This window comes from Tabrizicola sp., assembly GCF_016792905.1.
GTDB lineage: Bacteria > Pseudomonadota > Alphaproteobacteria > Rhodobacterales > Rhodobacteraceae > Tabrizicola.
The window spans coordinates 15951-36813 of record NZ_JAEULP010000020.1; the positions used below are offsets into that span (position 1 = coordinate 15951).

The following is a 20863-nucleotide window of genomic DNA, read 5'->3' on the forward strand; positions in this document are numbered from 1 at the left end:
CGATCGTCCCAACCATACAGTGTTAACTTCAATCTGCCAGACTCAAGAGGCCCGCCCCGCCGTTCTGTCGGGGCTGGCGGTGACTTCCTCCCTGTCAACTGGCCGCGCCCTTGAAAAGGCGCGGTTTTTTCTGTCGTGTTCCGCAAAAGAACCCGTTGACGGACCGGACTTTCCACCGTAGCGTCCCAACCCATGAAGTCGGCCAGTCCGACAGGGAGCAAAGAACAATATCCGAAAAGGGCCGGTCTTCCGGCCCTTTTTCATGTGCCGTTCGCGGCTCGGGGCAGAACCCTGCCGCACACGTTTTTCTCACCTGACTTGGCCCGAGGCCCGTGCTAGAGACCCGCCAGACAATCGACCGACCAAAGGAAATGTCGAAAATGGCAAAGACCACGAGCACCGCGCTTGCCCTGATCCTGGCACTTGTCGCCGCCCCGCTGATGGCGCAGACGACGGAAGAGGCGCCCAAGACCGACGAGGCCGCCGCCGCCGATGCAGCCATTGCCGACGGACTGGCCATGGGCCAGGAAGTGGGCGCCAAGGATGGCCCGGGCAGCACCTACACCGTGGCGAATTTCGAAGCCTGGGAACAAAGATGCGTCCGTACCGAATCCGGTGTCGACCCCTGCCAGCTCTACCTTCTCCTCAAGGACAAGGACGGCAATTCGGTCGCCGAGTTCACCATCTTCAACCTGCCGAAGGGCACGGAAGGCCCCGCGGTCGCCGGCGCAACCTTCATCGCCCCGCTTGAGACCTTCCTGCCGGGCGGCATGACGCTGCAGATCGACGACGGCAAGGGCAAGGCCTACCCCTTCACCTTCTGCGCCCAGATCGGCTGCATTTCCCGCATCGGCTTCACCGCCGAGGAGATCGAGGCGATGAAATCCGGCGGAAACGCGAAGATCTCGATCGTTCCCTTTGTTGCGCCCGACGAACGGGTCGAACTGACGATGTCGCTCAAGGGCTTCACCGCCGGGCTTGAGGCGGTCATCGCCGCCAACGACAAGGCCGATGCCGCTGCCGTGGCGGCCGGCGCGGCCACCGGCGATGCTCCCGCTACCGAAGGTGCCGCTCCCGCCGCACCCTGAAGCGGCGCGCATTCCGCATAAGATAGGCAGCCGGGCCGGTCCGCAAGGATCGGCCCGCGCTGTTCAGGCGGCCCGGAACGCAAGCACCGCATTCAACCCGCCAAAGGCGAAGGCATTCGACAGCGTTGCCCGCACCCGCGCCGGCCGAGCCACGTTTGGCACCACATCCAGCGGGCAGTCGGGGTCGGCCGCCAGATAGCCCAGCGTCGGTGGCAAAAGCCCCTCGGTGAGCGCCATCAGGCAGGCAATCGCCTCAAGCGCGCCCGTCGCCCCGATGGCATGGCCATGCATGGACTTGGTCGACGACACCGGCGGCGGCGCATCGCCGAACACCTCCCGGATCGCCGCAGTTTCCGCCCGGTCGTTCGCCAGCGTCCCGGTGCCATGCGCATTGATATAGTCGACGTCTCCGACCGCCATCCCGGCGTCCTGCAATGCCGCCCGCATCGCCCGCGCGGCGCCATCCGCGGAGGGCGCGACAATATCTCCGGAATCGGCCGTCATCCCGACGCCCGCCACTTCGGCCAGCACCCGTGCCCCGCGCGCCCGGGCGTGCTCCTCCGCCTCGAAGACCAGCACCCCGGCGCCATCGCCGATGACCATCCCCTTGCGGCCCAGCGAGAACGGTCGGCACGCATCGGGCGCCAGCACCCGCAGGCCCTCCCAGGCCTTGATCCCGCCAAAGCACAGCATCGCCTCCGCGCCCCCGGTCAGCATGACATCCGCAGCGCCCGCCCTGATCTGCTGAAACGCAAGCCCCATTGCATGGTTGGCGCTGGCACAGGCCGAAGAGACCGCCAGCACCGGCCCCTGCAGCCCGAAGCGGATCGACAGGTGCGACGCCGGGGCGTTGTGCATCAGCCGCGGCACCACCAGTGGCGACACCCGGTTCCGCCCCTCGGCGAACACCGCGCGATAGCTGTCCTCCCAGGTCCGGATCCCCCCCGCCGCCGTGCCCAGGATCACGCCGCCCCGCGGCCCCAACCCCTGGGGAAGACCGGCCATCGCCATCGCCTCGGCCCCGGCGACCAGCGCGTATTGTGCAACCCGGTCGTAAAGCGGCAGGTCCTTCACGAGGAAATGGTTCTCGCCCCACCAGCCCTTCACTTCGGCCCCGATCCGGATCGTCAGCCGCTCCGCATCGCGAAACCCAAGCTGCCCGATCCCGCAGCGTCCTTCGCGGAAGGCCTGCAAGGTTCCCGGCCCGTCCAGCGCCAGCGCGTTCACCGTGCCAAAGCCGGTGACGACAACCCGCCTCATGCGGTTTTCTGCGCGATCAGCCGTTCGACGCCCGCCACGATGCTCGGGACCGAGGAAAAGTCGAAATCCGGCTGGTCCGGCTCGTTGGCGTTGAACGGGATCGCGATTCCGAACCGTTCCTCCAGCCCGAAGATCGCCTCGACCTTGCCGAGCGAATCCAGGCCCATCTCGTCGACCCGCGCATCCGCCGCAACCTCGCCGGGCGAAAGCAGCAGCTGTTTCGCCAGGATGGCCACCACCGCCGCCTCGATCTCTGCCCGCGACGCGCTCACCGCTCGCGCTCCGGGCCACCATTTTCCAGCGCCGCCACCCGCCCCGCCAGCCGCGGTAACCGGCGCAAGGCCTTCTGGATCTCGACATGCGTTTCCATCTTGACCGCGGGATAGCCCAGAAGCACCCGCCCCGCCGGGGCGTTGGTGAAGATCTTCGTCCCGCCGCCCGCGATCACGTCATTGCCGACGAAGATATTGTCATTGACGCCCACCTGTCCGGCCAGCACCACTCGGTCGCCGATCCGGGCCGAGCCGGCGATCCCGACCTGCCCGCACAACAGGCAATCCCGCCCGACCTGCACGTTGTGGCCAATGTGGACAAGGTTGTCGAGCTTGGTTCCCGAACCAATAACCGTATCCCGTATCGTGCCCCGGTCGATGCACACATTCGCGCCGATTTCCACGTCATCCCCAATGGTTACGGCCCCAAGTGAATGTATCCGCGTCCAGCTCTGGTCCCTGATCTCGGCGCGGCTTCCCAGGGTCTCGCGGATCTCCTCGACCCCGGACTTTTCCGGCGTCACGAAGCTGAACCCGTCCGCTCCGATCACCGCGCCCGGCTGGCAGATGAAACGCTCGCCGATCGCGACCCGCGCCCCGATCCGTGCGCCCTGCAGGATCAGCGCCCCGGCCCCGATCCGCGCGCCTTCCGCAATCGAGACATGTGAGGCGATCCGCGCCCGCGCTCCGATCACCACCCCCGCACCGATCACCACGAAGGGCCCGATTGCCGCCCCCTCGCCCAGCCGCGCCGACGGGTCCACCACCGCCAAAGGATGCACACCGGGCGCAATCGCCGGGCCTTGGTCCATCAGCCGCGTCAGCCCCGCCATCGCCAGACGGCCTCTCGGTGCGAAGATCGCCGCCTTCAGTCCCATGGCCTGCCAGTCCGCGCCCGGCCAGACCACCGCCGCCAGCGCCCGGCCCTTGCCGATCCCGTCGGCATAGCGCGGGTCCATCGCCAGCGCCAACCTGTCCGGTCCCGCCGCCTGCGGCTCGGATGCGCCCGTGACCACCAGGTCCAGGTCGCCCTCGGCCTCGGCCCCGAGCGCCTTCGCAATGTCACCGATCCTGTGGCCCATGGCTCCCCCGGCAGCGTCAGGCCCAGTGTTAGCCCTGAACGCCCGCCAGTTCCACCCCGGCCGCCTGCAACGCGCCCCACAGCGCCGCATCCCGCCCATAGATGTCGCGGCGATAGGTCATCCGCCCCTTCTGGTCCGGATAGGCGGTGAAATAGACCAGATGCACCGGCAACGACTGCTTCAGCTTCACCGTCGTCTCGCGCCCCGTCTTCAGTGCCGCCTCGAACTCGGCCTCGGCATTGTCGGTCTGCCAGGACAGAAGCTCATGCGCCAGGTCGAACGGATCCGCCACGCGGATGCAGCCATGGCTGTAGGCCCGCACTTCCTTGTCGAACAGCGACTTCGACGGCGTGTCATGCAGATAGATGTTGTAGGGGTTCGGGAACATGAACTTGACCTTCCCCAGCGCGTTCCCGTCCGACGGCGGCTGGCGCAGCGCATAGGGAAAGTTGCGCGCGTTGTAGGCGGCAAAGTTGACCGACCCGCGCGACACCACCCGGCCCCGCCCGTCCACCACCTGCAGATGCCCCACGGCATTGGGGTTCTGCTGCAGGAGCGGCAGGTATTCCTTGACGATGATCGACCGCGGCACCCCCCAGGAGGGGTTGATCACCATATGCTCCATCTCGTCGGAAAACTCGGGGCTGCGCTGGTCGGGCACGTTCTTCCCGATCACCACCCGCGTCTCGAAGATGGTCTTGCCACCGTCGATGATCTTGGCGCGGAAGTCCGGCAGGTTCACCCAGACATGCTTGGCCTCGCGGTCGATGTGCATCCAGCGCTCGCGCTCCATCGCGACGACCACCGATTTCAGCCGCTCTTCCGGGCCGATGTTGATCTCGGCCACCGTCCCCTCGCCCGCCGCGCCATCGGGGGTCAGCCCGTGGTCCAGCTGGAACGACGTGACCGCCGCCTGCAACGCCCGATCATAGCTCGCGCTCGCCGTTGGCGCGAGGTAGCCCATCCGCACCAGCCGGTCGCGCAGCGCAATCACCGCAGGCCCCGTGTCGCCCGGCTGTACCGGGGACGCGGCGACCGTCTCGCCCCAGCCTCCCGCCGCGACCAGTGCTTCCAGCCCCAGCTTGGCCTTCATCAGCTGCAGGTACTCCACCGACTTCGGCTCCAGCCAGGCCAGCACGGCCTCCGGGTCGCCGTTTGCGATGCGGGCCAGCAGCACCTTCGGATCAATCCGGTTGATCTCTCGCACGATCCCGGAATCGACCTCCTTCGGCTCCAGCGCGCCCGAGGTGAGGTCCCGCGCCCAGGCCAGGTAGGCCCGAGTCATCTCCACTTCCACCCGGCCCCGGTCGCCCTCGGTTTCCGCACTCTGCAAGGCCCGGGTCAGTTTCGCCGCATCATAGCGTGCGACCGGCAGGCCATGGTCCTTCGCCGTCGCGATCGCGGTCAGGAAAGCCGACCGGCGGGCCACGTCATCGGCGCCGGTCCACAGCGTGTCATAGGCCGTGCTGCGGTACCATTCGGCAATCGCCTCGTCGGACGAAGCGGTCGCAGCCAGCGACTGGGTGAAGGCAGCCGTCTGCGCCACAGCCATCGGGGCAAGGTTTTGGGTCAGAACCAGAGACAGCGATACAAGCAATGTCCGGGGCAGGGTCCGGGAAGGCAGCCTGCGCAAGGCGGGAAAATCCATTCAACCCTCTATCTCAATAGCTTGAACCCTTCCTGCCATGTTTGCGCACAACTGCAAACCCTGTCCATTCACAAAGCCGAACCTGTGATTTCCAGCCCTGAACTGTGTCCCCAAAGGCAACAGTTGTCGACAAAACCGATGCAGAAGCACAACACCGGCTGCATTTCACGGGCGTTCAGCAAAAATTTGCCGATTCAGGTTGTGCTCCCCCGGAGCTGGGCAATCGGCGCTTGGGCTTCGATTCGACTTGTGCAATAAGGATGCTGCACTTGGGGAAGAAGTTGCACAAACGCTGCGAAACGGCAGTCGAAGACAGCACGGGGACAGACGTTAGAATGACGGACCTTCAGCTTAACAGCGTCTCGCGGCGCGGAATTCTTGGTGCGTTCGCGGCGACGGCACTGGTGGCGGCACCGACCTACACCAACGCGTTCGGGCTTCTCAAGGGCGCAGGCGACATCCGCAGAATCCGCATGTATTCCGGTCGGACCGGCGAAAGCATCGACACGATCTACTGGATCGAAGGCGAATACATCCCGGAAGTCGTCACTGAAATCAACCACTTCATGCGCGACTGGCGCACCGATGACGTGGTCAAGATGGACCCGCGCAATTTCGACATCATGGCAGCTGCGCATCGGCTGATGGATGTCAGCGAGCCCTACATGCTCCTGTCGGGCTACCGGTCGCCGAAGACCAACGCCATGCTGCGGTCGCATTCGAAGGGCGTGGCGAAGAACTCGCTGCACATGAAGGGCCAGGCGGCCGACCTGCGGCTTCAGTCGCGCTCGGTCGGGCAGATGGCCAAGGCCGCAGCGGCCTGTGCCTCGGGCGGCGTCGGCAAGTATTCACGCTCGAACTTCGTGCACATGGATTGCGGCCCGGTCCGCAGCTGGGGCGGCTGAAGCCAGCACCCCCGATGAAAAGTGGCGCCCTCGGGCGCCTTTTTCATTTGGATTTTATCGATTGCCTTACCAGCAGCGCAAGGCGTCCCCTTCCCCGGGGAGAGAGGGCCGGGGTGAAGGGCATCAGCCCAGCGGACCCACCTCCGGGTCGTCCTGCCCCGCGCCACCGTCCACCTGACGCCCACGGAACCCCATCGCCACCACGAACTTTTCCGAACTGTCGGCCCGACTCGCAGGCGGCTTCACATTCGCCACCTTCTTGAAGTTCTTCTTCAGCATCGCCTGCATCTCGTTCTCGGCGCCCCCCGCCAGCACCTTGGCAACGAAGGTTCCGCCGTCCTCCAGCACGTCGAAGGCAAAGGCCAGCGCCGCCTCGACCAGCGCCACGATCCGCAGGTGATCGGTCGCCTTGTGGCCGGACGCCGCCGCCGCCATGTCCGACATCACCACGTCGGCCCGCCCGCCAAGCCAGCCCTTCACCTTGTCGTCCGCCTCTTCGGCCAGAAAGTCCAGCTGGTGGATCTCGGCGCCCGAAATCGGCTCCACTTCCTGCAGATCCACGCCCAGGACCGTTCCCACCGGCTTCTTCGGGTTCTGCCCCTGCGCGTTGACCCGCACCACCGCCACCTGGCACCAGCCGCCCGGCGCGCAGCCAAGATCGACCACCCGCGCGCCCGGCCTCAGGAAACCATACTTGTCGTCCAGCTCAAGGATCTTGTAGGCGGCGCGGCCCCGGTAGCCCTCTTTCCTGGCCCGGATCACATAGGGATCGTTCAGCTGCCGCTCCAGCCACAGGGTCGAGGACAGCTTCCGCCCCTTGGCGGTCTTCACCCGCACCCGCAACTCGCGCTGCCCGCGCCCCGAATTCGGCTTTTCCGTCATGTGTAGGGCCCGTCCGCCAGCACGCCATCCGCGCTCATCTGCGCGTAGAGAAGCCCCTCCCTAAGCCCCCTGTCGGCCACCGACAAGCGGTCCGTCGGCCAGATGCGCATCAGTGCCTGCAGGATCGCCGCGCCCGACATGATCAGCGCATGGCGGTCGCGCCCGATGCGCGGGTCGGTCCGCCGCCCCTCCGGCCCAAGCGCCAGGTAGTCCCGGATCACCAGGTCGATCTGGTCCGAGGTCATCTGGAAGCCATCCACCTTGGTCCGGTCATAGCGCTTGAGGTTCAGGAACGACGCCGCCACCGTCGTCACCGTGCCGGAGGTGCCGATGATCTGGAACCCCGCCCGCGGGTTTTCCGCATTGTAGGGGCTGAAGCTGGCCAGGTTCTCCTCGAAGAACCAGCTCATCAGCGCGAAGCGCGCGGCGTCGTCATCGACGTCGATGAACTGGTCCTTCAGCGTCGCCACCCCCAGCGGCACCGAAATCCAGTCCACCACCCGCGCCACGGCCCCCTCGCCCTGCGCATCGAACCCCATGTGCAGCCGCATGATCGCCCGCGGCCGGTCCACCGGCGCCACCGCCGACAGGTCGATCCACACCAGCTCGGTCGATCCGCCGCCGATATCCACCACCAGAAGCTGCTCGGTCGAGGGGTTGACCAGCGGCGCGCAGGAAATCACCGCCAGCCGCGCCTCTTCCTCGGGCGCGATGATCTCCAGCGCCAGCCCGGTCTCGCGCCGCACCTGCCGGATGAAGTCCTTGGCGTTGCGCGCCCGGCGGCAGGCCTCGGTCGCCACCAGCCGCATCCGGCGCACGCCATGCTTCTCGATCTTTTTCTCGCAGATGCGCAGCGCCTGGATCGTGCGGACCATCGAAGACCGCGACAGCCGCCCCGAGGCCTCCAGCCCCACGCCCAGCTGCACCGATTTCGAGAAGCTGTCGACGATCGAAAACTGACTGCCCAGCGGCTGGGCAATCAGCATCCGGCAACTGTTCGTTCCCAGATCCAGCGCCGCATAAAGCGGAGCCGACCTGGAGTCGGGCAGGGCTGACGGGTCATCGGCACGGGAAACGCCCGAAGGCGCCTCGACCAGCGCGTCAGTCGCGTCCGCCCTACGGGGACGCTCGGGCGTCATGACCGCCCTCCATCTGTGGTTGGGGCCGAAGGTAGTCGGCTTCGCCCCCCCACGCAAGCGCCCATCGACCCGCTCGCCGGACCTGACCGGGTTCACCTTGTTCATGAAGATATTTCACATCGCATCCCGTCGCCCCGCGCAGATCCCCATGGTATCTGCGACAAGGTGGCAGAGCGGGTGCAGGGGTCGCATCCCGCCCTCGCCATGTCGAAAACCGACACTGCCTGTCGGGGATCGGCGACTATCAACAGGGTCAACGCCGGGCAAGGGAATCACTGGATCATGGCCGAAGTCACCATTGTCTACTGGCGCGACATCCCGGCCCAGGTCATCGTCGGCAAGGGCCGGCGCGCAGCCAAGATCCAGCTTTCCGAACGCTTCGAACAGGCCATAGACCGCTGCGCCATGAAGGTCGGCGCCCGTGACACCGACAGCTATCTCGCCGAATGGCGGAAAGCGCCGTCGGGCGAGGTCGAGGGCGAGCCCGACGCCATCGCCGCCGCGGAAGCCGCCCGCCTGGAAGCCGAATTCGACACCGCCGCGCTGAAGCGGCTCATCGACGCCGAAGGTTGGGCCAAGGCCTGACCATGACCCTGCCCCCGCCTTCTACCCTCAAGGAGACCGTGATGGCCCTGTTCAATTTCCGCCGCAAGGAAGAAGCCACTCCCGCAACCGGCACGCTGGAACCCTTCCTGAAAGGCTACTCCATCGAGGTCATGCCCCGCACCGCCGAAAAGGTGGAAGACTTCCGCGCCCTCCTGCCCAAGGGCACGCGGGTCTACATCGCCCATATCGAGGGCACGCCGATCAAGGACATGGTGGCGACCGCCAAGCGCATTGGCGCCGAAGGCTTCGACGTGATGCCGCATTTCCCGGCCCGCATCATCAAGGACAGGGCCACTCTGACCGACTGGGTCGCCCGCTACAAGGACGTGGGCGTCAAGCAGGGGCTCCTCCTCGCTGGCGGCGTCGCGCAACCCATGGGCGACTTCAGCACCTCGATGCAACTCCTTGAATCCGGTGCCTTCTCCGGCTTCACCCGGCTCCACGTCGCGGGCCACCCGGAAGGCAACAAGGACATCGACCCCGATGGCTCCGACCGCATGGTCATGGAAGCCGCGCGCTGGAAATCCGCCTTCATGGAACGCACCGACGCGCAGATGGCCATGGCCACCCAGTTCTGCTTCGAGGCCCAGCCGGTGATCGACTGGGTGAACCGCCTGCAAGCCGAGGGCGTCAAGCTTCCGGTCCACATCGGCATCGCCGGTCCCGCCAAGCTGCAAACGCTCATCAAGTTCGCCATCGCCTGCGGTGTCGGCCCCTCGCTCCGTGTCCTGCAAAAGCGCGCGATGGACGTGACCAAGCTCCTCCTGCCCTATGAACCCACCGAAGTGCTGGAAGGCCTCGCCGCCCACAAGGCCGCCAACCCCGCGTTCGGGATCGAGCAGGTCCACTTCTTCCCCCTCGGCGGCATCAAGACCAATGCCCAGTGGGTCACTGAAAACGGCGGCGCCTCGGGCGTTCCGGCCAGCGCAACCGCCTAACCAACAGGTTTAAAATGACTCGCACTGTCGTTGAATCCAAAACGAAAACCGTCATCATCGGCTTTGACGAGCCCTTCGCCGTGATCGGCGAACGCATCAATCCCACCGGGCGCAAGAAGCTTGCGGCCGAGATGGAAGCGGGCAATTTCGAGACCGTGATCAAGGACGCGCTGGAACAGGTCGCCTGCGGCGCCACGATCCTCGACGTGAACTCCGGCGCGGTCTTCACCAACAAGATGGCCGTCGACCCGCGCTACGCCGACAACAACTTCGTCGAGCCGCCCTTGATGAAGCAATTGATCGAGATCGTGCAGCAGACTGTCGACGTGCCGCTGTGCATCGACTCGTCGGTCCCCGGTGCGCTGGAAGCGGGCCTTCAGGCCTGCGAGGGCCGCCCGCTCCTGAACTCCGTCACCGGGGAAGAGGAGCGCCTGGAACTCGTCCTGCCGCTCGTGAAGAAATACAACGTTCCCGTCGTCGCCATCTCCAACGACGACACCGGCATCAGCCAGGACCCGGACGTCCGCTTCGCCGTGGCGAAGAAGATCGTTGAACGCGCCGCCGATTTCGGCATCCCCGCGCATGACATCGTCGTTGATCCGCTGGTGATGCCGGTCGGCGCGATGGGTTCGGCCGGCCAGCAGGTCTTCGCCCTCGTCCGCCGCCTGCGGGAAGAGCTTGGCGTCAACACCACCTGCGGCGCCTCGAACATCTCCTTCGGCCTGCCGCACCGCCACGGCATCAACGGCGCCTTCCTGCCCATGGCGATCGGCGCGGGCATGACCTCCGCCATCATGAACCCGGTCCGCCAGCAGGAAATGGAGGCGATCCGCGCCGCCAACTTCCTGATGAACCACGACGCGAACGGCGGCGAATGGATCCGCTTCGCCAAGGTGCTGGAAGCCGTCGAAGGCGGCCTCAGCTTCGCCGACGCCTCCGCCGCCGCCGCCCAGGCTGCCAGCGGCCGCCGCGGTGGTCGTCGCGGTCGCGGCTAAGCCTCCGATCTTTCCTGCCCTCCCGCCAGCCGGGGGGGCTGCTTTCCCTGCAACTTCATCTGTCCTCAAATATCCCCGCCGGAGGCACGTCCGAGCGGTCTTGCGTCCTTCACGCAAGACCACGAGACAAAAGGACTTCGCGCGGAACGCGCTCCTTTTGACAGTCGTCCCGCAGCCAACCAGCCCGCTCACCTTTCCGGCACCGCACGGAACGCCGGTTGCAAGGCCCCCGCAGCCTTGGCACCTTCCCTGGCAAGCCCCACCAAGGCAGGCACAGATGCAGGCACCCGTCGTCGCAGCTCTCTGGCTGATTGCCATCGTTCCCGCCGCTGCGCAGGACTTCGGCCTGGGCCTGCCGCTCGACGGCGGCGCAGCAACGGAAGCCGCCCTCGACCTCGCGGCCTCCGCCCTCGCCAGCGCGCTCCGGCAGTCCCGGGACGAGGCGCGGCAGGCGGGCACCCTGCCCATGCCCCCGCGCATCCGCGACGCACTCCTCCCCCTCTACCCCGCCGACCTCCTCGACAGCATCACCTACCGCGTCGGCGCGACCGACAACGCCACGCTCCAGTCCTTCTCGCTGCGCTATGGCGAGGCGACGGCCATCACCACCATCGACACCATAACCTTCGCCGACGCCTGGGACGCCGAAAACAACGTCGCCCTCTGGGGCCACGAGGTGAAGCACGCCGAGCAATTTCGCGCCTGGGGCGTCTACGCCTTCGCCCGTGCCTATGTCCGAGACCATGAGGCCGTCGAACGCGAGGCCTATGCCGTCGGCACTGCCCTCAAGGCGCTGCATGGCGGCGGCTGACCCAATCAAGTTCAATGCTGAACGTGCCCCGCCGCCGAAACGGTCCCATCTCCAGCGAAACAAACATAAAGCGAATCGTAGTCCCACCCCAACCCGCTGCACATGCCCAGATTGTAGTCGTCGCAGGTCTGCCCTTCGATCTTGACACGGCCCTTTGTCGGACCAAGCAGGTCCAGTACTCCCTGCCGGGTTGCCTCTCCAAGAGCGATGTGCGCTCGCACCAAGTCCCGGACCATTGGCCCTCGCAGGCAGGCGGATTGCTGTTCCTCGCACTCCCAATCGGACAAGCCTCTGCAACCCGTTCCGGCCTCTGCCCACTCCACTTTGCTGAAGCTCTTACCCATGAACGGCAACTCGTGCAGGACAAGGGCGAGGGCCGGCGGATAGCCAACCGTCAACGCACCAATGACATCCACACAGACGACTACCGCGACCAAAAGCATCAGGGCCTTCAGTGTCTTGGCCAGTAGGGTGCCAATAGACTTCGCAGTCTGGACCACATTCCGCAGCTCCTGCTCAGTACTACGGGATTGAACTGCACTCTCGCGGTCTGAACATCATCATGGAATCCTAGCACTATCCCAGTGCGCACAGGCGAGCCACCAAATTGACGCGCGGACGGGTCCCTTGCGCGCAGACGCCGCGCCCGCCATCGCTGACCGATGAAATGACCATCGGCTTCAGCCTGGTTCGCCCTTCGTATGAGGTAGGGTTCGCCGCATTGACACAGGCCGGATCGCCCGGCTTCAATCCCGCCAACCGTCGTTTCGATCCTTGGAGACGCTGCCGATGACCCTCCGCCCCCTCACCGCCGCCCTCGCCCTGCTCGGCGCCAGTGCCGCCATGGCGCAGGACGCCCCGCCCAACGCCACCTGCCGCGCGACTGTCGACGCGAAGGACATGATGGACGGGCCGTGCTTCGCCGATCAGTCCGATTCCACCGTGCTCATCCTCCATGATGTCACGACGAACGCCGATGGCTCACTGCACTACGGCCAGTTCTTCTACCTGATCAAGGACGGCGGCATGGCCGATGTCTATTTTGGCGAGGATGGATCCAGCCATGCCCACGACCCATTCGGCACGTTCGAGGCGACCGGCCTGCATGACGGCTTCGACTGCTACGCCGCCCAACGCGGCGAAATCTGCTTCCGGATGACCAGCGGCGGCTAGCGAAAGTGGCCTCGCGTGCGGTCGGACAATTCCTAACACCACCCTAACGCCCGCGTCCAACCCATTGAAATCCCTCACCCCAAAATCCTGTCCACCGTGGACACTACCCCGCCACCGCCCGCAGGCTGGCGGCCCGCGCCGCCGGAACACGGTCCACCTCGACGCAGGTGAAGACATGCAGCGTGTCCAGTTCCCGGTCCGCCACCGCGTGATTCGACACCCAGCCCCCCATCCCCAGATAGGTCCGCAGGAGGGGCGGCAGCCCGGCAAGCGAGGCCCGCCGGTCCGTCACCGGCCCCACCAGCGCGGGATAGTCGACCACCTCCCCCGCCTTCCGGCCCGGCAGGTGCTCCGCAGGCCCGATGAACTCGGCCGCCAGCAAGGCAAGCCCTGCCCGGTGCGCCTCCCACCCTGCTCCTCGAAAGCTGGAACAGCCCACAAGAAGCCCCGCCTGCCCCTCATCGACGATCCGCGTCATCGCCCCCCAGGCCAGCCGCAGCACATCCGGATGCACCCCTCCCGGCGCAACGCAGAACCGCCCGACCTCGGCGATCGGCCGCGCATAGCCGGCGAGTGGCCCCACATCGTAGAACCGCGCCGCATAGCCCTGCGACAGCCCCGCGCCCCAGCCGAACAGCATGACCCGGAAATAGGCCAGCATCTCGCCCTCCCCCTCGACTATCACATGCGCCGAAAGCCCGTCCTGCGCGTCCTCCTCCGCCCCCGAGGCCCGGGGAAAGGCCGCACGCCGGAAGGCCATGACCCGGCCCGTATCCGCCGCCCCCTGCGCCAGCCTCGCCACCATCCCGCCCTTGCGAATTGGCTCCACGCCCTTTTCCCCCGCGCCCGCCGCGCCTAGATTACAGGGTCAAAGGAGACCCAGCATGGACAAGATCGTCAAGACCGATGCGGAATGGAAGGAACAACTCACGGACAGCGCCTACCGGGTGACGCGCCAGCACGGAACCGAGCGTGCCTTCTCGCACCCCGGATTCCCGAAAGAGGCCGGCACTTTCAGCTGTGTCTGCTGCGGCGCCCCCCTGTTCGACCAGGAAGAAAAATTCGACTCCGGCTGCGGCTGGCCCAGCTTCACGGCGCCGATCTCGCCGCAAGCGGTTGAGGAAGAGGTGGATCGCAGTCATTTCATGGTGCGGACGGAAGTCCACTGCCCGCGCTGCGCCGCGCATCTGGGCCATGTCTTCCCCGACGGCCCGCGGGACCGCGGCGGCCTGCGCTACTGCATCAACGGGGTCGCGCTGAAGTTCGAAGCAGAGGAATAGGCGCCAGGCCTATTCACCCAGGAAGTCGCTCGCCTGCACGCGCCCGAAATTGCCCAGGATCTGCTGGATGAAGGACATGCCCTTGACGTTGGTCTCCGTCACCCGACGCGAGATTTCGACGACACGACCGTCCTCCAGCCCGTAGCGGGCAATGTTCTCGACCGTGCCGGCCTCGTTGAACGTGACTGCCAGGACCTGACGGTCAACTTCCTTCGGCTGTCGCGGGCCGAACTCCTTGTAGCGGCTTTGAACATAGAACCAGCCGACATCGTTCAGAAGGCCAGAGGTCGAGGGGCGGCCGATCTTCTGCCCCACAGTCTCGCGCGTGTCGGTGCCCACTTCGACCGGCGCCAGCTCTTCCTCGCTCGGCACATAGCCGTGGTTGCGGTAGACCGGCGCGCAGGCGGAAACCGCTGCGAGCATGACCAGCATCAGGCACTGCTTGCGCGAAGCCTGGCGGGCCGCCCGAAACGACCGAGACAACCGGAAATCTGCCATGCCCGCCCTCATGCCCCGCTGAAACGCCGTCTGCCGACGCGGGTTCTTCAAAACCCTTGGCTTTCCGGATAACAGACTATCTGCCCCTTGTTCAAGAATGGAACGCCGGACCCTGACAGGGACGGCCAGCCTCCGAAAGCGCCGCGATGCCCGATCCGTCCACCGAACCCCGCCCCACCCGGTTTCGCACCGGCACGCTCAGCCCGCGCAAACCCACCCGGTTCAGCTATCGTCCGGACCGTGACGAACGTGCCGCCATCGCCTCCGATCTGGGACTTCTCGCGCTGCATGCGCTGGACCTGACAGGCGAAATCAGGCCGGTCGGGCGCGACGAGCTGTTGCTGGAGGCGGTGCTGACAGCCTCGGCCGACCAGGCGTGCAGTGTCACCCTGGTTCCGGTTCCGGCCAGGATCGCCGAATCCGTCCGCCGCCGCTATGTCGCCGGGCTATCCGATCCCGAGGGCGACGAGGCGGAAATGCCCGAGGACGACACCGTGGAGCCGATGCCCGAGGTGATCGACCTTGCCGAGGTCGCCGCCGAAGCCCTGTCGCTGGCCCTGCCGCTCTATCCGCGCGCGCCGGGGGCAGAGTTCGCCCCGGCACTGCACGCGGCCGATGGAATAGCGCCGCTCAAGGATGCCGATCTGAAGCCTTTCGCCGGTCTGCAAGGCCTTGCCGAACGGCTTCAGGCCAAGGATGAATCCGGCTCGGACGAGGAGCGGTGACGTCCCGTCCGCACCCGCTTTGCACCTGCGAAAAGGGGCTTGCGCCGACCGGAAATCCGAGTATGTTCCGCGCCTCATTCAAGCTGTGAAGCAGCATCGGTAATGTATTGCCCGTAGGGGCGGTAACGGTGCTGAATCACATAGGAAATCCGGGGCATGTCCCCACTGCCCGAAGGTTGAGACATGGCTGTCCCGCAGAACCGCACCACGAAATCCCGCCGCAACATGCGCCGTGCGCATGACGCCCTGGTTGCCGCGAATCCGAACGATTGCCCGAACTGTGGCGAGCTGAAGCGTCCGCACCATGTGTGCAGCGCCTGCGGCCACTACGATTCGCGCGAAGTCGTCTCGATGGCGCGTGAAGTCGACGTCGACGAGGACGCGGCGTAAGCCACGCCCCGCGCGATTGACCCATGGCCACCGGACCCGAGTCTGCGTCTGTCACGGCCCCTGAGCGCGTAGTCATTTCGGTTGACGCCATGGGTGGCGATCGCGGGCCGGCAGCCGTCGTTGCCGGTCTGGTTGATTCCATCGCCCAGCATCCCCGCCTGGACGTGATCCTGCACGGCGACCAGGCGCTGCTCCTGCCGCTGCTCGCCCGGCATTCCGACCTCACCCGGCGTGTCGCCCTCCGCCATGCCGACCGCGTGGTGACGATGGAGGACAAGCCCGCACAGGTCATGCGCCACGGTGCGGGCACCTCGATGTGGTCGACCATCGACGCGGTCAGGGACGGCGAGGCGGCAGCGGCCGTGTCCTGCGGCAACACCGGCGCGCTGATGGCGGTCTCGATGCTGCGCCTGCGCAAGCTGCCCGGCCTGAACCGACCGGCCATCGCAAGCCTCTTCCCGACGCCCACTCCTGGCAAGCTGAACGTCATGCTGGACATGGGCGCCGACGTAAAGGCGGACCCGCAGGATCTGCTGCAATACGCCTTCATGGGCGCATCCTACGCCCGCAATGGCCTTGCCATCTCCCGCCCCCGCGTCGGCCTCCTGAACGTCGGCACCGAGGAGCACAAGGGCCGGGCCGAGCTGCAAGAGGCGAACGCGCTCCTCTCCCGCAGCACCGAGGCCGGAAGCTTCGACTATGTCGGTTTCATCGAAGGCACCGATATCCTGTCCGACCGCGTGGACGTGATCGTCACCGACGGCTTCACCGGCAATGTCGCGCTGAAGGCCATCGAGGGCACCGCGCGGCTGGTGGGCGATCTCCTGCGCCAGACCCTGACCTCGACCCTGATGGCCAAGGTCGGCGCCGTTCTGGCCCGGGGCGCGCTGAAACGCCTGCAACTCAGGATCGACCCGCGGCGGGTGAATGGCGGCGTGTTCCTCGGCCTCAACGGCACCGTGGTCAAGTCGCACGGCTCGGCCGATGCCACCGGGATCGCGGCCGCCATCGGCCTTGCCTACCAGCTGGCACAAGTGCGTTTCCTGGAACGGCTTGCAGCGCGGGTTGCATCCGCCGAAGCCGCGGGGCAGGATGCGCAGGTGGGGGCCGATACGGCCGGGACCGGAGGCAATCCTTCCGCATGATACGCGCCGCAGTCAGGGGCGTCGGGCATTACCTGCCCGACCGCGTCGTCCCCAACGCCGAATTCGAAGCCATCGTCGACACGTCGGACGAATGGATCCGGTCCCGCTCCGGCATCGAACGGCGGCATTTCGCGGCCGAGGGCCAGCTGACCAGCGACCTCGCCACCCGCGCCGCGACGGCTGCCCTGGCGGACGCCGGACTGGACGCCACCCAGATCGACGCGATCATCGTCGCGACCTCCACCCCCGACCTCACCTTCCCCTCGGTTGCAACCATGGTGCAGAACGCGCTTGGCATGACCTCGGGCTTCGCCTTCGACGTCCAGGCCGTCTGTGCCGGATTCGTCTTCGCCATGGCCAACGCCAACGCGCTGATCCTCTCGGGCCAGGCGACGCGGGTGCTGGTGATCGGCGCCGAAACCTTCTCGCGCCTGATGAACTGGAAGGACCGCGGCACCTGCGTCCTTTTCGGTGACGGCGCCGGGGCTGTCGTGCTTGAGGCCACCGAAGGCCAGGGCACCACCGCTGACCGCGGCATCCTCTCGACCGACCTCAACTCGGACGGGCGCTACAAGGACATCCTCTACGTCGACGGCGGCACCTCGACCGGGACCACCGGGCACCTGATCATGGAAGGCAAGGAAGTCTTCCGCCATGCCATTGAAAAGCTTGCCGAAACCGCGCACAAGGCGCTGGAGAAGGCAGGCCTGTCCGGCGAGGATGTCGACTGGATCGTGCCGCATCAGGCCAATATCCGCATCATCGAGGGCACGGCGAAACGGATGCAGGTCCCGATGGACCGCGTCGTCGTCACCGTGCAGGACCACGGCAACACTTCCGCCGCCTCGATCCCCCTCGCGCTCTCGGTCGGCAAGGCGCGCGGCCAGATCAAGCCGGGCGACCTGGTCGTGACCGAGGCCATCGGCGGCGGCCTGGCCTGGGGATCGGTCGTCCTGCGCTGGTAATCGCCTTTAACGGCGCGTTCCAAGTGGTTGATATTGACTCGTAAATCCATCCGGCCCATCCTCGCGCGATAAATCTCGTGGGGGGATGCGATGAGCGAGAAGACCTTGACCCGGATGGACCTCAGCGAAGCGGTGTTTCGTGAAGTGGGTCTCAGCCGCAACGAATCTGCCAATCTCGTCGAAGCGGTCCTGCAACACATGTCCGATGCGCTGGCCTCGGGCGAGACGGTGAAGATCTCCTCCTTCGGCACCTTCTCGGTCCGCTCGAAGACGGCCCGGGTGGGGCGCAACCCGAAGACCGGGGAAGAGGTTCCGATTTCTCCGCGCCGCGTCCTGACCTTCCGCCCCTCGCATCTGATGAAGGATCGCGTGGCCGCCGGGAAGAAGCGCTAAGGGCGGCGGATGGACAAGTCGCCCGACGCCTTCCGCACCATCAGCGAGGTTGCCGAGGTTCTGGATACCCCCGCGCATGTGCTGCGCTTCTGGGAAAGCCGGTTTCCGCAGATCAAGCCGGTCAAGCGGGCCGGGGGGCGGCGCTACTATCGCCCCGCCGATGTGGCGCTGCTGACCGGGATCAAGCGACTTCTGCATGACGAAGGGCTGACGATCCGCGGGGTGCAGAAGATCCTGCGCGACCATGGTGTGCGCCATGTCGCCGGGCTGACGGACGATTCGGTCAGTGTCGGCGATCTGACCGCCCCGGCTCCTGTCATAGCCGAAGCCACCGATGCACTGGACGACGTGCCGGAAGCTGGGTTCATCGCCATCGAGGACGCCGACCCCGAACCTGCCCCACCATCCCGCGCCCGTCCCCCGGTCGAGCAGTCGGGCCTGCCGCTCTTCGACACGCCTCCGGCCCTCTCGCGGGCCGAGCCGGCACCCGTGCCCGCCCCGCCGAAGAAGCCGACGCTGCGCAACGATACCACTTTTGCCAGCCTGATCAGGGCATTGCCACGCGGCGGACTGCGCAGGAACCAGTCCCAGATCGCCCAGATCGCCCGCCGACTGTCCGCTTTGCGCGCGCGTCTCGCCGAACGTTCCGAAGGCCGCAACGGCTGACCGGATCATGCGCTTTCCTGCTTGCACCGGCCCGGAATACCGCTATGTATCGCCCCGTGTCGGGCCGTAGCGCAGCCTGGTTAGCGCGTCCGTCTGGGGGGCGGGAGGTCGAGAGTTCGAATCTCTCCGGCCCGACCATCGAAAACCCGCCCGCCTGCCCCATGGCAGCGCGGGCGGTTTCATATCTGGCAGTCGGAGGGACGGCGCGATGACATCCGGAGTGTTGCCCGCGCAGGCCCTGCGCCAGTTGATTGCCCAAGGCGCGCTTGCGGCCACCCCCGCGATCCGCGACGACCAGTTGCAGCCCGCCAGCCTTGACCTGCGGCTGGGCCCGGTGGCCTACCGCGTCCGCGCGTCCTTCCTCGCCGGTCATGGCCGGACCGTGCAGGAACGGCTGGACGAATTCACCATGCACGAGGTGCGCCTCGACGGCGGGGCCGTGCTGGAAAAGAACTGCGTCTATGTGATTCCCCTCGCCGAACGGCTGGCCTTGCCGCATGGCGTCACGGCGGTCGCGAACGCCAAAAGCTCTTCCGGTCGGCTGGACCTTCTGACCCGCACGATCACCGATGGCGGCACGGAATTCGACCGTATCCCCGACGCCTATACCGGCCCGCTCTATGCCGAGGTCTGCCCGCGAAGCTTCTCGGTCCTCGTGCGCGAAGGCCAGCGCCTGAACCAGATCCGCTTCCGCCGGGGACAGGCGGTCCTCACCGACGCCGAACTGACCGCCCTCCACGCCGCCGAACCGCTCGTCTCGGGCGAGGCTGTGATCTCCGAAGGCCTTGGCTTCTCGGTCGACCTGAAGCCCGCCAAAGGCACTCTGGTCGGCTACCGCGCCAAGCCGCACACCGGACTGGTCGATCTGGACAGGATCGGCCACTACCCGGCGTCGGATTTCTGGGAGGAACTGCATTCCCGCGACGGCCGCATCATCCTCGATCCCGGCGCCTTCTACATCCTCGTCAGCCGCGAGGCGGTGACGATTCCCCCCGATTACGCCGCCGAGATGGCCCCCTACCTCGCCATGGTCGGCGAATTCCGCGTCCATTACGCGGGCTTCTTCGATCCGGGCTTCGGCCACGCCGCCGCCGGGGGTGCCGGATCGCGCGGAGTGCTGGAGGTGCGCTGCCACGAGGCCCCGTTCGTCCTCGAACACGGTCAGGTCGTCGGGCGTCTGGTCTATGAACGGATGAGCGAACGCCCCGAAACGCTCTACGGTGCGGGCATCGCTTCGAACTACCAGGGGCAGGGCCTCAAGCTCGCCAAGCAATTCCGGTCGGCGTGAAGCCAATACCATGCTAGACTCGCAGGCAACGCCCGGACGACCGGGAGGGGTCGATGCGGCATGCGGGACCCACGGGATTGGCGATCTGCCTCGCCGTAACGGTTGCGGCATCAGAGGTTTGTGCCAACCGCCTGACTTTCGAGGTCTGGCCCGATTCCTCGCCGGATCATGCGGTCTTCTGTTCGGTGGCGCTGAACGACGGCTGGATTACCCTCGTGCAGGTCACGGGCGCCGGGATGCCGAACCCCCAGCCGATGCGCTGGCGGGCCTCGCAGGCCGAGGTCGACGCGCTGTCCGACAGCCTCCAGGCCTTCGTCGGGGGCAAGTTGGGGTCGGTCGACACCTATGTCTCGCGCCTGCCGCCCGCACCGTTCCTGACCGTCACCTGGCTGACCCGGCTGGATGACCGGCTGGCGACGGGGCTTTACATCCAGTCCGGCCTTGCCCTGCCCGCCCCCCTGTCGGCAACGCTCATCTCGCTCGGCCTCACCCGTCCCTGCGGCCTTACCGCCAGAGCCGCCGAGTGACCTTCTGCACCTGCTTTGCCCGCCCGGCGAGGTCGCGTGCCCGCTTCGCCTGCGCGCGCTCTTCCGGCGTCATCTCCGCCTCGGGCTTGCCCCGCCGCGCGGCATAGTTGACGCCCGCATCCATCGCGCTGCGGACCAGCATCTTCGCCAGCATGTTGAACAGGCCATTCAGGTTCATTCCCGCCCC

The 20863-nt window shown here is 66.6% G+C and carries 26 protein-coding genes and 1 tRNA gene; 17 read left to right on the forward strand and 10 right to left on the reverse strand.

The features are described from left to right. Positions 1–380: 380 nt before the first annotated feature. Positions 381–1088 (forward strand): invasion associated locus B family protein, encoded by a 708-nt coding sequence (locus tag JNL31_RS03360; protein WP_294969957.1) that lies wholly within the window; start codon positions 381–383, stop codon positions 1086–1088. A gap of 63 nt (positions 1089–1151) precedes the next feature. Here the strand turns inward: JNL31_RS03360 and JNL31_RS03365 are convergent, their stop codons facing one another. The 4 genes from JNL31_RS03365 to JNL31_RS03380 are packed head-to-tail and all read right to left on the reverse strand — an operon-like array spanning position 1152 to position 5254. Further along, positions 1152–2348, reverse strand: a complete 1197-nt coding sequence (locus JNL31_RS03365) for a beta-ketoacyl synthase (protein WP_294969960.1) — start codon at positions 2346–2348, stop codon at positions 1152–1154. Beyond that, entirely contained in the window at positions 2345–2620 is a 276-nt protein-coding gene (locus JNL31_RS03370) for an acyl carrier protein (protein WP_294969963.1), read from the reverse strand. The genes JNL31_RS03365 and JNL31_RS03370 overlap by 4 nt, the downstream gene beginning before the upstream one ends. Further along, entirely contained in the window at positions 2617–3702 is a 1086-nt protein-coding gene (locus tag JNL31_RS03375) for a UDP-3-O-(3-hydroxymyristoyl)glucosamine N-acyltransferase (RefSeq protein WP_294969966.1), read from the reverse strand. The genes JNL31_RS03370 and JNL31_RS03375 overlap by 4 nt, the downstream gene beginning before the upstream one ends. A gap of 28 nt (positions 3703–3730) precedes the next feature. Beyond that, the gene (locus JNL31_RS03380) at positions 3731–5254 is read right to left on the reverse strand and encodes a L,D-transpeptidase family protein (protein WP_294969969.1); all 1524 of its coding nucleotides are present in this window, start codon (positions 5252–5254) and stop codon (positions 3731–3733) included. Positions 5255–5685: 431 nt separating this feature from the next. Between JNL31_RS03380 and JNL31_RS03385 the strand changes: the two genes are divergently transcribed. Further along, complete coding sequence (locus JNL31_RS03385) at positions 5686–6255, forward strand: DUF882 domain-containing protein (RefSeq protein ID WP_294969972.1); 570 nt, start codon at positions 5686–5688, stop codon at positions 6253–6255. A 123-nt stretch (positions 6256–6378) separates the two neighbouring features. Here JNL31_RS03385 and JNL31_RS03390 read toward each other — a convergent pair whose 3' ends face one another. Together JNL31_RS03390 and JNL31_RS03395 are read right to left on the reverse strand one after the other, a co-directional pair. Next, complete coding sequence (locus tag JNL31_RS03390; protein ID WP_294969975.1) at positions 6379–7137, reverse strand: RlmE family RNA methyltransferase; 759 nt, start codon at positions 7135–7137, stop codon at positions 6379–6381. Continuing rightward, entirely contained in the window at positions 7134–8276 is a 1143-nt protein-coding gene (locus tag JNL31_RS03395; RefSeq protein WP_294969978.1) for a Ppx/GppA phosphatase family protein, read from the reverse strand. The genes JNL31_RS03390 and JNL31_RS03395 overlap by 4 nt, the downstream gene beginning before the upstream one ends. A 282-nt stretch (positions 8277–8558) precedes the next feature. On the opposite strand from JNL31_RS03395, the gene JNL31_RS03400 reads away from it, so the two are divergent. The 4 genes from JNL31_RS03400 (at position 8559) to JNL31_RS03415 (ending at position 11626) form a co-directional block, all read left to right on the forward strand. Beyond that, positions 8559–8861 carry a virulence factor gene (locus JNL31_RS03400; RefSeq protein ID WP_294969981.1) on the forward strand — a complete coding sequence of 101 codons (303 nt, stop codon included), beginning with the start codon at positions 8559–8561 and terminating at the stop codon, positions 8859–8861. A gap of 41 nt (positions 8862–8902) precedes the next feature. Continuing rightward, positions 8903–9820 (forward strand): methylenetetrahydrofolate reductase, encoded by a 918-nt coding sequence (locus JNL31_RS03405; RefSeq protein WP_294969983.1) that lies wholly within the window; start codon positions 8903–8905, stop codon positions 9818–9820. Positions 9821–9834: 14 nt separating this feature from the next. Further along, positions 9835–10815 carry a methyltetrahydrofolate cobalamin methyltransferase gene (locus JNL31_RS03410; RefSeq protein WP_294969986.1) on the forward strand — a complete coding sequence of 327 codons (981 nt, stop codon included), beginning with the start codon at positions 9835–9837 and terminating at the stop codon, positions 10813–10815. 277 nt (positions 10816–11092) lie between these two features. Then, positions 11093–11626: a DUF4157 domain-containing protein gene (locus JNL31_RS03415; RefSeq protein ID WP_294969989.1), complete on the forward strand. Its 534-nt coding sequence runs from the start codon at positions 11093–11095 to the stop codon at positions 11624–11626. An 11-nt stretch (positions 11627–11637) separates the two neighbouring features. Here the strand turns inward: JNL31_RS03415 and JNL31_RS03420 are convergent, their stop codons facing one another. After that, the gene (locus JNL31_RS03420; protein ID WP_294969992.1) at positions 11638–12069 is read right to left on the reverse strand and encodes a hypothetical protein; all 432 of its coding nucleotides are present in this window, start codon (positions 12067–12069) and stop codon (positions 11638–11640) included. Positions 12070–12415: 346 nt separating this feature from the next. On the opposite strand from JNL31_RS03420, the gene JNL31_RS03425 reads away from it, so the two are divergent. Next, positions 12416–12799: a hypothetical protein gene (locus tag JNL31_RS03425; protein WP_294969995.1), complete on the forward strand. Its 384-nt coding sequence runs from the start codon at positions 12416–12418 to the stop codon at positions 12797–12799. Between the two features lie 103 nt (positions 12800–12902). On the opposite strand, the gene JNL31_RS03430 is transcribed toward JNL31_RS03425, so the two are convergent. Further along, complete coding sequence (locus JNL31_RS03430) at positions 12903–13628, reverse strand: GNAT family N-acyltransferase (RefSeq protein ID WP_294969998.1); 726 nt, start codon at positions 13626–13628, stop codon at positions 12903–12905. 55 nt (positions 13629–13683) lie between these two features. Here JNL31_RS03430 and msrB point away from each other — a divergent pair, with 55 nt between their 5' ends. Further along, positions 13684–14079 (forward strand): peptide-methionine (R)-S-oxide reductase MsrB, encoded by a 396-nt coding sequence (msrB, locus tag JNL31_RS03435; protein WP_294970000.1) that lies wholly within the window; start codon positions 13684–13686, stop codon positions 14077–14079. A gap of 9 nt (positions 14080–14088) precedes the next feature. Here msrB and bamE read toward each other — a convergent pair whose 3' ends face one another. Beyond that, positions 14089–14511, reverse strand: a complete 423-nt coding sequence (gene bamE, locus JNL31_RS03440; RefSeq protein ID WP_294970002.1) for an outer membrane protein assembly factor BamE — start codon at positions 14509–14511, stop codon at positions 14089–14091. 212 nt (positions 14512–14723) lie between these two features. On the opposite strand from bamE, the gene JNL31_RS03445 reads away from it, so the two are divergent. The 9 genes from JNL31_RS03445 (at position 14724) to JNL31_RS03485 (ending at position 20676) form a co-directional block, all read left to right on the forward strand. Then, on the forward strand, positions 14724–15302 hold the full coding sequence (locus JNL31_RS03445; RefSeq protein WP_294970005.1) for a DUF177 domain-containing protein: 579 nt from the start codon (positions 14724–14726) through the stop codon (positions 15300–15302). 183 nt (positions 15303–15485) lie between these two features. Continuing rightward, on the forward strand, positions 15486–15692 hold the full coding sequence (rpmF, locus tag JNL31_RS03450; protein WP_294970007.1) for a 50S ribosomal protein L32: 207 nt from the start codon (positions 15486–15488) through the stop codon (positions 15690–15692). A 23-nt stretch (positions 15693–15715) separates the two neighbouring features. After that, the gene (gene plsX / locus JNL31_RS03455; protein ID WP_294970010.1) at positions 15716–16837 is read left to right on the forward strand and encodes a phosphate acyltransferase PlsX; all 1122 of its coding nucleotides are present in this window, start codon (positions 15716–15718) and stop codon (positions 16835–16837) included. Continuing rightward, entirely contained in the window at positions 16834–17802 is a 969-nt protein-coding gene (locus JNL31_RS03460; protein ID WP_294970013.1) for a beta-ketoacyl-ACP synthase III, read from the forward strand. Before plsX ends, JNL31_RS03460 begins: the two co-directional genes overlap by 4 nt. Positions 17803–17892: 90 nt before the next feature. Further along, positions 17893–18195, forward strand: a complete 303-nt coding sequence (gene ihfA, locus JNL31_RS03465; protein WP_137112158.1) for an integration host factor subunit alpha — start codon at positions 17893–17895, stop codon at positions 18193–18195. 9 nt (positions 18196–18204) lie between these two features. Next, entirely contained in the window at positions 18205–18861 is a 657-nt protein-coding gene (locus JNL31_RS03470; RefSeq protein ID WP_294970018.1) for a MerR family transcriptional regulator, read from the forward strand. 60 nt (positions 18862–18921) lie between these two features. After that, positions 18922–18999: transfer RNA gene (locus JNL31_RS03475), tRNA-Pro, on the forward strand. 70 nt (positions 19000–19069) lie between these two features. After that, positions 19070–20149 carry a 2'-deoxycytidine 5'-triphosphate deaminase gene (locus JNL31_RS03480; protein WP_294970022.1) on the forward strand — a complete coding sequence of 360 codons (1080 nt, stop codon included), beginning with the start codon at positions 19070–19072 and terminating at the stop codon, positions 20147–20149. A 53-nt stretch (positions 20150–20202) separates the two neighbouring features. Further along, positions 20203–20676, forward strand: a complete 474-nt coding sequence (locus JNL31_RS03485) for a hypothetical protein (RefSeq protein WP_294970025.1) — start codon at positions 20203–20205, stop codon at positions 20674–20676. Here the strand turns inward: JNL31_RS03485 and JNL31_RS03490 are convergent. Then, positions 20654–20854, reverse strand: a complete 201-nt coding sequence (locus JNL31_RS03490; RefSeq protein ID WP_294970028.1) for a hypothetical protein — start codon at positions 20852–20854, stop codon at positions 20654–20656. The two genes, JNL31_RS03485 and JNL31_RS03490, sit on opposite strands and share 23 nt — an antisense overlap. Between the last annotated feature and the right edge of the window lie 9 nt (positions 20855–20863).

Bases quoted from the DNA above. Each gene is read 5' to 3' on its own strand.
- JNL31_RS03380 (WP_294969969.1), bottom strand. From the start codon at position 5,254: ATGGCTGTGGCGCAGACGGCTGCCTTCACCCAGTCGCTGGCTGCGACC.
- JNL31_RS03395 (WP_294969978.1), bottom strand. From the start codon at position 8,276: ATGACGCCCGAGCGTCCCCGTAGGGCGGACGCGACTGACGCGCTGGTC.
- JNL31_RS03375 (WP_294969966.1), bottom strand. From the start codon at position 3,702: ATGGGCCACAGGATCGGTGACATTGCGAAGGCGCTCGGGGCCGAGGCC.
- JNL31_RS03390 (WP_294969975.1), bottom strand. From the start codon at position 7,137: ATGACGGAAAAGCCGAATTCGGGGCGCGGGCAGCGCGAGTTGCGGGTG.
- JNL31_RS03405 (WP_294969983.1), top strand. From the start codon at position 8,903: ATGGCCCTGTTCAATTTCCGCCGCAAGGAAGAAGCCACTCCCGCAACC.
- JNL31_RS03445 (WP_294970005.1), top strand. From the start codon at position 14,724: ATGCCCGATCCGTCCACCGAACCCCGCCCCACCCGGTTTCGCACCGGC.
- JNL31_RS03480 (WP_294970022.1), top strand. From the start codon at position 19,070: ATGACATCCGGAGTGTTGCCCGCGCAGGCCCTGCGCCAGTTGATTGCC.
- JNL31_RS03490 (WP_294970028.1), bottom strand. From the start codon at position 20,854: ATGAACCTGAATGGCCTGTTCAACATGCTGGCGAAGATGCTGGTCCGC.
- JNL31_RS03360 (WP_294969957.1), top strand. From the start codon at position 381: ATGGCAAAGACCACGAGCACCGCGCTTGCCCTGATCCTGGCACTTGTC.
- bamE (WP_294970002.1), bottom strand. From the start codon at position 14,511: ATGCTGGTCATGCTCGCAGCGGTTTCCGCCTGCGCGCCGGTCTACCGC.
- plsX (WP_294970010.1), top strand. From the start codon at position 15,716: ATGGCCACCGGACCCGAGTCTGCGTCTGTCACGGCCCCTGAGCGCGTA.
- rpmF (WP_294970007.1), top strand. From the start codon at position 15,486: ATGGCTGTCCCGCAGAACCGCACCACGAAATCCCGCCGCAACATGCGC.
- JNL31_RS03365 (WP_294969960.1), bottom strand. From the start codon at position 2,348: ATGAGGCGGGTTGTCGTCACCGGCTTTGGCACGGTGAACGCGCTGGCG.
- JNL31_RS03425 (WP_294969995.1), top strand. From the start codon at position 12,416: ATGACCCTCCGCCCCCTCACCGCCGCCCTCGCCCTGCTCGGCGCCAGT.
- JNL31_RS03385 (WP_294969972.1), top strand. From the start codon at position 5,686: ATGACGGACCTTCAGCTTAACAGCGTCTCGCGGCGCGGAATTCTTGGT.
- ihfA (WP_137112158.1), top strand. From the start codon at position 17,893: ATGAGCGAGAAGACCTTGACCCGGATGGACCTCAGCGAAGCGGTGTTT.
- JNL31_RS03460 (WP_294970013.1), top strand. From the start codon at position 16,834: ATGATACGCGCCGCAGTCAGGGGCGTCGGGCATTACCTGCCCGACCGC.
- JNL31_RS03485 (WP_294970025.1), top strand. From the start codon at position 20,203: ATGCGGCATGCGGGACCCACGGGATTGGCGATCTGCCTCGCCGTAACG.
- JNL31_RS03420 (WP_294969992.1), bottom strand. From the start codon at position 12,069: ATGCTTTTGGTCGCGGTAGTCGTCTGTGTGGATGTCATTGGTGCGTTG.
- JNL31_RS03400 (WP_294969981.1), top strand. From the start codon at position 8,559: ATGGCCGAAGTCACCATTGTCTACTGGCGCGACATCCCGGCCCAGGTC.
- JNL31_RS03410 (WP_294969986.1), top strand. From the start codon at position 9,835: ATGACTCGCACTGTCGTTGAATCCAAAACGAAAACCGTCATCATCGGC.
- JNL31_RS03470 (WP_294970018.1), top strand. From the start codon at position 18,205: ATGGACAAGTCGCCCGACGCCTTCCGCACCATCAGCGAGGTTGCCGAG.
- JNL31_RS03415 (WP_294969989.1), top strand. From the start codon at position 11,093: ATGCAGGCACCCGTCGTCGCAGCTCTCTGGCTGATTGCCATCGTTCCC.
- msrB (WP_294970000.1), top strand. From the start codon at position 13,684: ATGGACAAGATCGTCAAGACCGATGCGGAATGGAAGGAACAACTCACG.